The following is a 13,116-nucleotide window of genomic DNA, read 5'->3' as shown; positions in this document are numbered from 1 at the left end:
TAAGAATTATTTGTATTATATACATTAATACAAATAATACTGAATTTTCGGAGGCACCCCATGATCCTTACCCTGGATTTCAAGAGCGATACCCCGATTTATGTCCAGCTGCGAAATGCCATTGTCGTGGCGATCGGAAGAGGAGAGCTGCAGGACGGAGAGAGACTTCCGACCATCAGGCAGCTGGCTCAGGAGCTCGGCGTAAATGTGATGACCGTCAACAAGGCCTATGCCATTCTGAAGAACGAAGGCTTCCTGTCCATCGACCGCAGGCATGGCGCGGCAGTAACAAGGCCGGATGGAGGCGACACGGTATACAAGGAGAAGCTGGAACGCGAGCTGACCCTTGTCATCAGTGAAGCCGCGCTGAAGGGCATCGGCCGTCAGGAGTTCCAGAGCATGTGCAGCGGAATCTTTGCAGCTCTTGCCGCAGGCCGGCAGACGCTGACGGAATAGAAAGGGGGTTCTCTAAGTGAGCCTAGTCGTTCTATTCATATTGATAGCCCTGTTTATCCTTGCGGTCACTCAGCTAATCTATGGGGGCAGGATGCAGGTGCCGGGCGGCGTAATCGTCCTGGGCATCGGCTTCCCGAAGGATGCAGCGGATTCGGAGGAAGTACAAATGCTGAGAGCCCGTCTTCGTCGGAACAACCTGGCGCTGATTGCAGTGGGCGTGCTGCTTCTGCTGCCGATGTTAGCGCTCAGGGACATGTTCTCACTGGTCTTCGTGTATTGGTGGGTTTGGCTTGTTGTCTTCCTTACTGCCGGCTACAAGCTGTTCGCCGCCAGTCACCGCTCGGCTTCGCAGATCAAGCAGGCCAAAGGCTGGAGCCTTGGCGAACGGCGCGTCGTTCGAGCCGATACTACGCTGATTCTGCAGAAGAGCCGGCTGACCGTATCGCCTGGCTGGTTCGCCGTTCCCCTGCTGGTATCCCTGGCGGCCATCTGTTACGCCGTGCGCGGTTCGCAGGATACGGGGACATACCTGGCCGTCCAGGCCGCGGGCGTGACGCTGCTGTTGTTTCTGGTGTCCCTGGCGATTCGCCGGATGCGTACCCGGGCTTACAGTGCCGACAGCGCCATCAATGCAGCGCTGAACAGGGCCCAGCGCCGGACATGGTCCTTTCTCTTTCTCGGGCTTGCGCTGCTGGACGCCATCTTCGCTGCCTTTGCCGTATGGACCGGACTGCAGGAAGCTGCATATCTGGACACCGTCTGGTACATCGTATTGGGTATCCAGATTGCCGTACCCTTCGCCGGCGCCGCGTATACGGATCATCAGGCGAAGAAGTGGCAGCTCGAGCTGGAGAAGTCGGCGGAGCAGCCATTCATTACCGATGACGACGAGTACTGGGTTAATGGTCTTTGGTATTACAATCCGGACGACCGCAGCATGATGGTTCCGAAGCGGGGCGGGATCGGCCTGACACTCAATATGGCGTCCCGGGGCGGAAGGCTGTTCATGGGAATCACCGCTGCGTTCGTGGTCTTGCTGATAGCGGGGATATCGATTTTCACCGTCCGGGAAGATTGGATGAAACCTGCCATGAGCATAAATGCCAATGGAGAGGTGAGAGTAGAGAGTCCGAGCTACGGCTATTCTTTTTCGCTGGATCAGGTTCAGGATATTGCTCTTGCGGACACCCTCCCCTCGGGCAGACGGGTCAACGGGGTATCCACCGATACGTACGCCCGCGGTCACTTCAAGCTGAAGGAGTGGGGAACGGCCCGATTGTATGTATACAAAGATTCTCCGCCATATATCGTCATCCGTCTGACGGATCAGACCGTCGTGTTCAACTATAAAGACAAGGAAGCCACACTCCGGTTGTTTGAGGACCTGAAGGAAAAAAGGGGCCCTGTGGGAAAATAGGCTCTTCTTGGTTGACTAGGGCGTAAGCAAATTGTATGATGTAAGGTAATAAGCCGAAAGTACGTAAAGACTGGGAACGGGAAGAGTAGGCGGTCAGCCCTTTCAGAGAGCGGAGAGCAGCAGCTGTGAGCCCCCGCAGGATAATGACAGCCGAAGTCGCCCTGGAGTCGCGCGTTTGAGCCGGAGGATTCCGTGAGGAAGCCGGTTAGAACCCGCCGGCCGCAGACCGTTACTTCTGCATGAAGTGTCGCATGTTCAAGAGGACTGCTTGCATTCCTTGATTTGTATTGCATGCGAAACAAAGGTGGTACCGCGAAAGAATGACCTTTCGTCCTTTGAGGACGAAGGGTCTTTTTGTTTTTCTGAGGGCTGCCAGCCTTGCAGGAATCAAGTTTCAAACTTACGGAGGGAATCAATCATGACAGAACAATCTTTGACTTCGGCGCAGCCGGAGATTAAGCAGTCGGGAGAGACGACAGGCGGCACTGCCGGCGGCGGTATGCCGACAACCTACGATCCGAGAGCCGCCGAACAGAAATGGTATCCGTATTGGATGGAAGAGGGCTTCTTCCGCGCCGGACAGCGTCCTGAAGCGAAGCCGTATACGATTGTGATTCCGCCCCCTAATGTAACGGGGATGCTGCATATCGGGCATGCGCTCGACTTCACGCTGCAGGATATTCTGATCCGCACGAAGCGGATGCAGGGCTACGATACGCTCTGGCTGCCGGGTACGGACCATGCGGGCATCGCGACCCAGACGAAGGTGGAGCAGAAGCTCCGCGAGCAGGGCATTTCACGCTATGACCTCGGACGCGAGAAATTCCTCGATCAGGTCTGGGCATGGAAGGATCAGTACGCCGAAACCATTCATGAGCAGTGGGCCAAAATGGGCCTGTCGCTCGACTACAGCCGAGAACGGTTCACATTGGACGAGGGCTTGTCGAAGGCGGTTCGTGAAGTGTTCGTGAAATTGTATGAGAAGGGTCTCATCTACCGCGGCAAGCGCATTATCAACTGGGACCCGGCGGCCCGCACGGCGCTGTCCGACATCGAGGTTGAGTACAAGGAAGTCAACGGGCATCTTTATCATCTGCGTTATCCGTTGAAAGACGGCAGCGGGTACATCACTGTGGCGACAACGCGTCCGGAGACGATGCTCGGCGATACGGCTGTGGCGGTTCATCCGGAGGATGAGCGGTACAAGGACATGATCGGCAAGACGCTTGTTCTGCCAATCGTTGGCCGCGAGATCCCGGTTATTGCAGATGAATATGTGGAAAAAGAGTTCGGCAGCGGCGCGGTGAAAATCACCCCGGCCCACGATCCGAACGACTTCGAAGTCGGCCAGCGCCATAATCTGCCGCAGATCGTCGTCATGGACGAAACCGGCACGATGAACGCCGAAGCCGGTCCTTATCAGGGGCTGGACCGCAGCGATTGCCGCAAGAAGATCGTCGCGGACCTCAAAGAGCAGGGCGTGCTGATCTCGATCGAGGATCATGTGCATCAGGTTGGACACAGCGAGCGCTCCGGCGCCGTAGTTGAGCCGTATCTGTCGACCCAGTGGTTCGTAGCGATGCAGCCGCTGGCCGAAGCTGCGATCAAGGCACAAAAGGACGGCACGGGCGTTAACTTCGTTCCGGACCGGTTCGAGAAGATCTACCTCCACTGGATCGAGAATGTACGCGACTGGTGTATTTCCCGCCAGCTGTGGTGGGGCCACCGCATTCCGGCCTGGTATTCCGAATCAACCGGGGAAATGGTCGTTGCCCGCGATGAGGAAGAAGCGAAGCGGATCAGCGGTCTGACGGACCTCAAGCAGGACGAGGATGTACTCGACACCTGGTTCAGCTCCGGCCTGTGGCCGTTCTCGACGCTCGGCTGGCCGGAGGACAGCGAAGACATGAAGCGCTACTACCCGACCGATGTGCTGGTAACCGGCTATGACATCATCTACTTCTGGGTGGCGCGGATGATCTTCACGGCGCTGGAATTCACCGGCGAGAAGCCGTTCGCCGACGTTCTCATTCACGGTCTTGTCCGCGATGCGGAAGGCCGCAAAATGTCCAAATCGCTCGGCAACGGCGTAGATCCGCTTGAAGTTATCGAGAAGTACGGCGCGGACGCCATGCGCTACATGATTTCGACGGGCAGCACGCCGGGACAGGATTTGCGCTTCCGCTGGGAGAAGGTTGAGCAGGCGCGTAATTTTGCCAACAAGATCTGGAACGCTTCCCGCTTCGCGCTGATGAATCTGGAGGGCGTTGCCTACGAAGATATCGACATCACAGGCGAGCTGGGAACCGCCGACCGCTGGATTCTGCATCGCCTGAACGAAACTTCCCGCGATGTTTCGCGTCTCATTAATGCGTATGATTTCGGCGAGACCGGCCGGCTGCTCTACAATTTCATCTGGGACGATCTCTGCGACTGGTATATCGAGTTCGCGAAGCTGTCGCTCTACGGCGAGAATGCCGAGGCCAAGCGCAGCACCCAGTCCGTTCTGGCCTATGTGCTGGACCGCACACTGCGTCTGATTCATCCGTTCATGCCGTACATTTCGGAGGAAATCTGGCAGCATCTGCCGCATGAAGGCAAGACCATTACGCTGGCTTCCTGGCCGGAATACGATCCGGGCCTGGAGAATGCGGACGCAGAGGCGGAAATGAACCTGCTGATGGATATGATCCGCGCGGTTCGCAACATTCGCGCCGAGGTCAATGTGCCGATGAGCAAGAAGGTCGAGCTGATCGTCAAAGCCGGCAGTCCGGAGACGCTGGCGATCATCGAGCGCAACGGAGCGTATATCAGCCGGTTCGCAAATACATCTTCCTATGTGGCGGGCCTGAATCCGGAAGCTCCGGAGAAGGTGATGTCCGCCGTGGTTACGGGGGCCGAGCTGCTGCTTCCGCTGTCGGGACTGATCGATATCGAGCAGGAAATCAAGCGGCTTGAAAAAGAAGTGCAGACGCTGAGCAGCGAAGTGGAGCGCGTCGAGAAAAAACTCGGCAACCCCGGCTTCGTCTCCAAGGCGCCGGCCAAAGTCATCGAAGAGGAGCGGGCGAAGATGGCCGATTATTCGGCCAAGCGCGAGAAGGTGCTGGCCCGCATTGCCGAGCTGAGGGGATAAGGATTATGGAAGAGATTAGCGGGGCCTCTGCTGCGGCCCCCTTGCACACATACACGGAAGCAGTGAACTGGATCAACGGCTTGATCCCGTTTGGTATCCGGCCCGGCCTGGACCGGATTGAGAAGCTGATGGAATACCTCGGCCATCCTCACCGCAGGCTGAAATTCATTCATGTCGCGGGAACGAACGGCAAAGGCTCGACCTGTGCGTTTTTGACATCTGTGCTGAGACAATGCGGTTACTCCGTCGGAACCTTCACCTCGCCGTACATTACGAAATTCACGAACCGGTTTCAGTATAACGGCGAGGACATTCCCGAAGAGACGCTGACCATGCTCGCGAACCGTCTTTATCCACTGGTGGAGGAAATCGCCGCAACGGAGCTGGGTTCGCCCACCATGTTCGAGGTGTCCACGGCGCTGGCAATCCTCTATTATGCGGAGGTCTGCTATCCCGACGTCGTCGTATGGGAGACAGGGCTCGGGGGAAGGATGGATGTAACGAACATCGTTACCCCGATTGTCTCAATCATAACGAACGTGGGCTATGATCATACCGATGTTCTGGGGGATACCCTGGAACAGATCGCTTTTGAAAAAGCGGGCATCATCAAGCCCGGCGTTCCTGCCGTCAGCTGCGTTTCGCAGCCGGAGGCGGTCGCCGTTCTGAAGGAGAAGGCCGCTTCCTGCAAGTCCACGCTGTATCTGGCGGGCGAGCAGTTTGCCTGCCGCAGCGAAGGCGTTCAGCAGGACGGGCTGCAGTCCTTCATTTTTGATGGCCCTTTTCGTTCTATCGACCTGTCCATCGCGATGAAGGGCGAGCATCAGATTGCTAATGCAGCGGGAGCCATGATGGCCCTTGAAGTGCTGCGCCAGTATATGGCGTTCATCCTGGAGGATGAGGACCTCAAGGCGGGCTTCCGCAAGACGTTCTGGGCGGGAAGACTGGAAGAGATTCCGGGCTCTCCCCGGATCGTGCTTGACGGTGCGCATAACCCCGAGGGGGCGCAGGTGCTGGCGGCGAGCCTGCCGAAATTTTACAAGTATCGAAAATTAAATTTATTGATGGGTATGCTGTCAAACAAGCATCACGAGTCGTACTTCAAGCATATACTTCCTATAGTGGATACGCTCATCCTGACCGAGCCGGATTTCCGGAAGAAAATGGACGCTGAACACCTTCAGTCAATCGCGGAGAGTCTGCGGGAGAACTACGCCAAGGAGCACTTGGAGATAGTGGTGGAGCACGATTGGGATCAAGCACTGCAGCGTCTGAAGTCGATAACAGACGATGAGGATTTGGCGGTCGTCTCCGGTACGCTTTACCTGATCGCCGATGTGCGAAGCGCGCTTTTGCGGCAACCCGATTCTGAAAAAGGCTGGTGACAAACGGTTGGATACGACGGAACGAGTTCATTTTATAGGAATTGGCGGTTATGGGATGAGCGCTATTGCCCGCGTTATGCTGGAGATGGGGTATAACGTAACAGGCTCAGATGTGGCCGCTCAGGAATTGACGGAGAAGCTTATCGCCAAAGGCGCGAAAGTATATATCGGACATACGGCGGAGCAGGTAAAGGGAGCCGATCTTGTTGTTTATTCCACGGCTCTCCCCAAGGATAATGTGGAGCGCGTCGAGGCGGAGCGGCTGAACATCCCGGTCCTGCACCGCTCCCAAATGCTGGCCCGCCTGCTTAATCAGCGCAAGGGCGTTGCGGTTGCCGGTGCGCACGGCAAGACGACCACATCCTCGATGATTGCGCTGGTCATGGAGGAGTGCGGGGTCGATCCTACTTATATTATCGGCGGGGAGATCATGAACGTAGGCACGAACGCCAAGGCCGGACAAGGTGAATTTGTCGTGGCCGAGGCCGACGAAAGCGACGGTTCCTTCCTGCAATATCACCCGTGGCTTGCGATCGTCACGAATATCGAAGCCGATCATCTGGAGAACTACGGCGGCGATTTCGAACGGCTGAAGGGCGCTTATGCGCAGTTCATGAGCCAGCTTCGGGAAGACGGCACCAACATTGTATGCGCGGATGATGAGACGGTGATTTCTTTGCTTCCGAAGGTGAACACTTCGGTGACGACCTTTGGCATTCGTTCCGAGGCGGCGGACTACAACGCCTCCGATATCGTGCTGGGCGACCGTCAGGTTTCTTTTACGATGAATCATAAGGGCGAGCAGCTGGGACGGATCCGGCTGTCCGTGCCCGGCCAGCATAATGTCTATAACGCGATGGCTACAGTTATTGCCTGCCTGAAAGCCGGGCTGCAGTTCGAGGATATCGCGGCAGCTATTGTTAAATTCAACGGTGCCAAAAGACGGTTCCAGGTGCTCGGCGAGACGGACGGCATTCTGGTGATCGATGATTATGCCCATCATCCGACTGAAATTCAAGCCACAATCAGTGCGGCCAAGGCGACAGGCAAGCGGATCATCGCGGTCTTCCAGCCACAGCGCTATACCCGCACCTTCTTTCTCCTCGACGCATTCAGCCGGGCTTTCGGCGATGCGGACGAAGTGATCATCACTGATATTTATTCGCCTGCTGGCGAGAAGCAAATCGAAGGTGTGACCTCCGCCAAGCTGGCGGAACTGATCGTCCAGAACAGCAATCCTGCTGCCCGCTACCTGGCTGCCAAGGATGAGGTTCTCGCCGATTTGAAGAGCCGTGTAGCTTCAGGCGATCTGGTCATCACCATGGGGGCTGGCGATATTTACAAGGTCGGCTACGCACTCGCCGATTATTTGAAGGGACGGGAAGGTTCGAACTGATCGGCCGCAATCCCCGGCTTACGCATTCTCCGGAAGCATTGATGCTGAAGGAGAATGCGTTTTTTTGTAAACCATTCATCAGGAAAAATAAGACTTTAGACCCTGAACTCCGATAGTATATAGTAGATAGATATCAGAACGTCTTGGGGCATATCATCTTGGGCAGACAGAATGAATGGTGGTGCATACGATGGATTTTCATCTGGATATCGGAACGATCCTGCTTACGCTGGTGATCGGGAATATCGCAACAGCGCTGCTAGTCGCGACTTATCGCTTCCGTGTTCCGGTTCACAGAACCTTGTCAAGCTTTGCTCTATCCAAGTGGCTGCAGTCCGCCTGCTGGCTGCTGGTGCTTATGCGCGGAGTCTGGCCCTTTTCCACGCTCGTCCTGCTCGGCAACGCGTTGTTTCTCGTGGGCGGCAGTCTGGAGATCATCGCGCTGCTGATTCTGGCGGAAGTGCTGGATGGCTGGTCGCGCCGATATTTTATTGTAATCGCCTCTGCGGGAATTCTGGCCTATGGGCTCGTCTATTTCGGACATGGGTCTGAAGATCTGCGAATCGCTGCGGCCTCGTTAACGGCTTCGTTCTTTCTCTTCTGGGCGGCGATTCGCCTGCTCTTGTCCCGCAAGAACTCTTCACTGCTGTCTTTAATGGGACTGGGATACATCGTCATCGCGTCTGCAATTATGGTTAGAGGGCTGACGGCGCTGTTCACGGATAAGGCCATGAATGTCTTCTCGGACGGACTCGTTCAGCATGCGTATTATCTGGGGATGTTTCTGTTTATGATCATTGGCTCGGCGGGCTTTGTTCTCCTGCTTCGCGAGAAGGCCTATGAACGGCTGCAGAGAATGGCTGCCTATGACGAGCTGACCGGCGTACTTAACCGCCGTGCCTTCAGGCAGCAGGCTGAAGAAGCGGTGCGAAACGCGGCCGTCCGCAAGGAACCGGTATCCTTTCTCTTGCTCGATATCGATCACTTCAAGCGGCTGAACGACAGCTACGGCCATTTGGTCGGCGACGAGGCTCTGCAAAGCTTCACTGTATCTGTCGGGAACTGCCTTAATCCGCGCGATCTGTTCGGACGCTTTGGCGGCGAAGAATTCGCGGTGCTGCTGAAGGGGGCGGATGAAGCCGCCAGCGAAGAGACATCCGAAAGAATCCGCAAGGCGGTAATGAATTCGCGGCTGGAAGGACATTCGCTTCAATATACGGTCAGTATCGGCGTTGTTACGATCGTTCCGCAGCGGCAGACGAGGCTTGATCAGCTGTACAAGCTCGGCGATGCGGCGCTGTACCGGGCCAAGCACGGCGGACGCAACCAGGTGGTGCGCGGCAGCGCTGCCACATAAGCATCGCCTAAGATTAAGAGCAAGATCCACGGATGAACGTCCTGCGGCCTCCTTTGGCGCCATGCGTTTTCCGGATAACTGGCATACCCGTCCACACTCCATCATATCTTGTCTTATAGACTGGACAAGGTGAGGTGGACGGATTGAACAGCGGAAGAATGACGTTCCGGTTTGATAATGGAAAGATCCGGAGTGAAGATCATCAGCTTGAATCCGGGACGAAGGAGACAGTCGTGGAAGTCCCGGAAGAGAACAAGCCGGAGCCCCGGGGCGAGCTCTATAGTCTGGAGGAGGCGCGGCAGGCGGCCGGAGGAAGAACGCGGCAGGATAGCCGCGCTGCGCACAGTCCGGGAAGAACGGCCAGGGAGTATCGGCTGGAGGAACTGGAGAAGGCCTATAATCAGCGGAAGACGGACCGGAAGTATCCCGATCCTTATCCGGCGTTTCCGGAGCCGGATTATGATGAAGCGGACTATCGGGAGAGCGAGCAGAGCCGGGTCCCGTCTTCCGGCGATTCCTATCGTTATTACCGCCGGAGCGAAGCAGCGGCTGAGCCCGAAGAGAACTCCGGTCCCGCCGGAAGCTATTCCGACTTCGATTACGGCTCCCCGCTGTATCGGGATAATGAACACGGCGGGCCTGCGCATTCAGCGGATGAGGAAGATTATCCGGTGTGGGGCGCCAGTGAGGATGACGGCGGGGGCTACTATACCTCCGGAAGGCCGTCATCCTGGTGGCGGTTTCCGGTGTCAGTGGCGGGCGCGCTTGCCGTCGGACTGATGCTGGGCTACGCAGCGCTGCATTATTTGGGCGGCGGCCATACGGGAAACACCGCCGATCAGGCTTCGCCGCAGGCCGGCATCGAGCAGAGCGCGAACGGAGGCGCAGCGGCCTCCGCCGTCTCCGTCCAGCTGCCGGCCCAGACCTATTACCTGCTCCAGTACGGCGTGTTCAGCACGCCGCAGGGCGCGGAGCAGGCGAAGAAGGAACTGGCGGATGCCGGGCTTGCCGCCGGCATCTTCGCCGCCGGCGACAACCGCGTCTACGCCGGCTTGTCCGCTGACCGCGGGCAGGCGGAGCAGCTCGCGGTACGGCTGAAGGCTCAGGGAATCGAGCCTTATCTGAAGGAGCTCACGCTGCCGGCTGTGAGCCGCCTCTCGTTCGGGGGAGACGCGGATGCGGTCTCCCGGTATTTTGACGACAGCGGCCGGCTGCTGGGCGAGCTGAGCTCGCTCTCCGCCTCGCTGCTCGGCGGAGGGACCGCCGCTGATGCTGCGGGCATCAGCGATCTCCATATGCTGTGGAGCCAGGATATCAAGGCGCTGGAAGCGGGGCTGCCCGCAGAAGGACAGGCGGCGGCGAAGGAGATGGAGACGGCTGTGAGCCGGGGCATCTCCGCCATGAGCGAGTACCAGAAGAGCAAGGCGGACGGCCTGCTCTGGGAGGTCCAGTCTTCCATGCTGGACATGTTGAGCGGCCAGCAGAAGCTGCTGGCGGCGATGGAGGTCCGCTAACCAGGAATGGACGCGGATCTGTGACTAAATCGCATAGCCGGGTAACCAGCTGCTGAGGCAGTCTGGCGGCCCGGCTTCATCAACCGGGAGATCCGGCGGGGCATAAGAGCACCGCCGGATTTTGCGTTGTGCTCCTCTCCATTTTGACTTTATAATAGGGTGGATGTCACAATGGGTGAGGGAAGACGGTCGATGAAAAAGAGAAATGTAGGAATACTTGTGCTCTATATAATCTTGGGCTGGCTGGCCGGAGCATGGGTCGCCAAGCTGCTGGAGCCGGTCAAGAGCTTGTCTTTTTTGACGAAATCCACTTTGATCAAGTGGTCGCCGCAGGCCGATCTGGATATCCTGATGTATGACGTAACGATTCAATTGAAGCTCTGTATACTCAGCCTCGCCGGCATTATCGTGGCCGTGTGGCTGTACCGCAGAAAATAGACCGGCCGCCTGGACCGGCAGCCGGATACCGGGAAAGGATGTTGGATGGCTGTGACCGAAACAGACGGCGAAATAACGCCGATTATTCTCGCTTCCGGTTCGCCGAGACGCCGGGAGCTGCTGTCCCTGCTCGGACTTCCGCTGAAGGTGATTCCAAGCGATGCGGATGAGAGCTTTCAGCCGGAATGGATGCCGGAGCATATTGTAAGCACGCTTGCGCTGCGCAAGGCGGAAGCCGTGCTTCCGCAGGCCGGGAATAAGCCGGGCGTTGTGGTCGGCAGCGATACGATCGTCGTGCTGGATGGGCGGGTGCTCGGCAAGCCGCGGAACGAATCGGAGGCGCGGGATATGCTGGCCTCCCTTCAGGGAAGGTCGCATTCCGTCTTCACCGGACTGGCCTGCGTGTGGGCAGGACAAGCGGGAGAAGTGATCGGAGCGCTTCCCGAGGATATATGGAAGACGGTTCCGGGAGAGCCGGGGGATACGGCGGATGCGGCTTCCCCGGAATTGGGAAATGGAAATGACGGCATCATCACGCCGCTTCCATTTGGCGGATTGGGCCGGTATGCGGTGATTCCGGGACCATCACGTGAGAAGCCGCTGGCGCTTGCGGGATACACGGAGAGCAGAGTCACGTTCCGCCCGATGACCAGCGCCGAGATCGCAAGCTATATCGCCACGGGAGAGCCGATGGACAAGGCGGGCTCTTATGGCATTCAGGGCATCGGCTCCGTGTTCATCGAGCGGATGGAGGGCGATTTTTACAGTGTTATGGGCCTGCCTCTGAACCTGCTGTACAAGATGCTGTCCAGGTTCGGAATAAGTCCCTTTTGACACACCGCGATTTATAGACAGTATCCAAGAAGACTTCTGAAAGGCCGTAAGGCTGGAGGAAGTCTTCTTTTGTGACAAAATCAACAAAGTATCAACAAAGTATCAACAACTTCGACAAGATTTCGATCAGCGTTATTCTATTAGAAAGAATATTCTGCCCTACCGGTTCGGAGCGAACAGGGCGGTACTTAAGGATTTCATGGGACAGGTCGTCAGCGCCCCTGCCTTCAATGCCCTAGCTCACCGATTGGTAATCCATTCCGGGCTTCATTTCTATTTGTATTGCACTGGCTTTCCCCGTATAATAATTGAGGGTGTGTAGGAAAATGACGACACCTGAGGAATTTCGGTCTAATCACGGCCGGGCAAGAGCTTATTCAATTAATTCTCATGCAGCCGACTGGATACATAAAGGCTGAAAGGAAGAGTACGGGATGGAATCGTCAACGTTTTTGCTGCGAGACCTTCCCCATGAAGAACGACCGAGAGAACGCATGATGCATTATGGGGCGGAATCACTGAGCCAGGCCGAGCTGCTGGCTATACTGCTGCGAACGGGAACCCGCCGCGAATCGGCGATTCATATGGCGCAGCGCATATTGGGAGAGGCGGGCGGCATTCGCGGCCTGTCTGACCTCAGCATTGAAGAACTGACGCAAATGAAGGGCATTGGTCCCGCCAAGGCCGTGCAGCTGAAAGCCGGCATTGAGCTTGGAAGGAGAATGGCGAACAGCCGGATGGACCGGGCGGTTATTATCCGCAGTCCGCATGACGCGGCTGCCATTCTCACCGAGCAGCTTCGCTATTTGCAGAAAGAGCATTTCGTCTGTCTCTTTTTGAACACCAAAAATCATGTGATCGCGCAGGAGACGCTGTCGATGGGAAGCCTGAACGCTTCGATTGTCCATCCCAGAGAGGTGTTTCGGGCGGCCATTAAATGCAGCAGCGCTTCCATTATATGTGCGCATAACCATCCAAGCGGCGATCCGACGCCGAGTCCCGAGGATATTTCCCTAACCCGGAGATTGCTTGAGGCTGGCGAAATCGTCGGCATCGACGTGCTGGATCATCTCATTATCGGAGACAGTGAATTTGTCAGTATGAAGGAAAAAGGCCTGATGTAGCATTCTTTAAAATGAACAAAATACTTAAAAAATGAACGAAGCACATTGACAGGAAAGGGAGT

The 13,116-nt window shown here is 56.7% G+C and carries 10 protein-coding genes and 1 other annotated feature; all 10 genes read left to right on the top strand.

The window, feature by feature from the left end; all coding sequences use genetic code 11:
• Positions 1-60: 60 nt before the first annotated feature.
• The 10 genes from KIH86_RS15965 to radC all read left to right on the top strand — a co-directional run bounded on the left by KIH86_RS15965 (position 61) and on the right by radC (position 13,054).
• A complete protein-coding gene (locus KIH86_RS15965) occupies positions 61-456 on the top strand; it encodes a GntR family transcriptional regulator (protein ID WP_223083792.1) in 396 nt (131 codons plus the stop codon).
• A 16-nt stretch (positions 457-472) separates the two neighbouring features.
• The gene (locus KIH86_RS15960; RefSeq protein WP_223083791.1) at positions 473-1,873 is read left to right on the top strand and encodes a DUF5808 domain-containing protein; all 1,401 of its coding nucleotides are present in this window, start codon (positions 473-475) and stop codon (positions 1,871-1,873) included.
• A 63-nt stretch (positions 1,874-1,936) separates the two neighbouring features.
• Positions 1,937-2,212: a binding site (T-box leader), on the top strand.
• A 160-nt stretch (positions 2,213-2,372) separates the two neighbouring features.
• Positions 2,373-5,006 carry a valine--tRNA ligase gene (locus KIH86_RS15955; protein WP_223083818.1) on the top strand — a complete coding sequence of 878 codons (2,634 nt, stop codon included), beginning with the start codon at positions 2,373-2,375 and terminating at the stop codon, positions 5,004-5,006.
• Positions 5,007-5,011: 5 nt separating this feature from the next.
• A complete protein-coding gene (locus KIH86_RS15950) occupies positions 5,012-6,391 on the top strand; it encodes a bifunctional folylpolyglutamate synthase/dihydrofolate synthase (protein ID WP_223083790.1) in 1,380 nt (459 codons plus the stop codon).
• A 7-nt stretch (positions 6,392-6,398) separates the two neighbouring features.
• On the top strand, positions 6,399-7,787 hold the full coding sequence (gene murC, locus KIH86_RS15945) for a UDP-N-acetylmuramate--L-alanine ligase (RefSeq protein ID WP_223083789.1): 1,389 nt from the start codon (positions 6,399-6,401) through the stop codon (positions 7,785-7,787).
• A 190-nt stretch (positions 7,788-7,977) separates the two neighbouring features.
• A complete protein-coding gene (locus KIH86_RS15940) occupies positions 7,978-9,144 on the top strand; it encodes a GGDEF domain-containing protein (RefSeq protein ID WP_223083788.1) in 1,167 nt (388 codons plus the stop codon).
• A gap of 143 nt (positions 9,145-9,287) precedes the next feature.
• Positions 9,288-10,658, top strand: coding sequence for an SPOR domain-containing protein (locus tag KIH86_RS15935; RefSeq protein WP_223083787.1), 1,371 nt, complete (start codon positions 9,288-9,290; stop codon positions 10,656-10,658).
• 192 nt (positions 10,659-10,850) lie between these two features.
• The gene (locus KIH86_RS15930; RefSeq protein ID WP_223083786.1) at positions 10,851-11,096 is read left to right on the top strand and encodes a DUF4321 domain-containing protein; all 246 of its coding nucleotides are present in this window, start codon (positions 10,851-10,853) and stop codon (positions 11,094-11,096) included.
• Positions 11,097-11,147: 51 nt separating this feature from the next.
• Positions 11,148-11,930: a Maf family protein gene (locus KIH86_RS15925; protein WP_235775444.1), complete on the top strand. Its 783-nt coding sequence runs from the start codon at positions 11,148-11,150 to the stop codon at positions 11,928-11,930.
• Between the two features lie 434 nt (positions 11,931-12,364).
• Positions 12,365-13,054, top strand: a complete 690-nt coding sequence (gene radC / locus KIH86_RS15920; RefSeq protein ID WP_223083784.1) for a RadC family protein — start codon at positions 12,365-12,367, stop codon at positions 13,052-13,054.
• Positions 13,055-13,116 lie beyond the last annotated feature (62 nt).

Source organism: Paenibacillus sinensis (genome assembly GCF_019904155.1).
Lineage (GTDB): Bacteria > Bacillota > Bacilli > Paenibacillales > Paenibacillaceae > Paenibacillus_AQ > Paenibacillus_AQ sinensis.
This window is presented reverse-complemented; position numbering and strand designations above follow the sequence as displayed.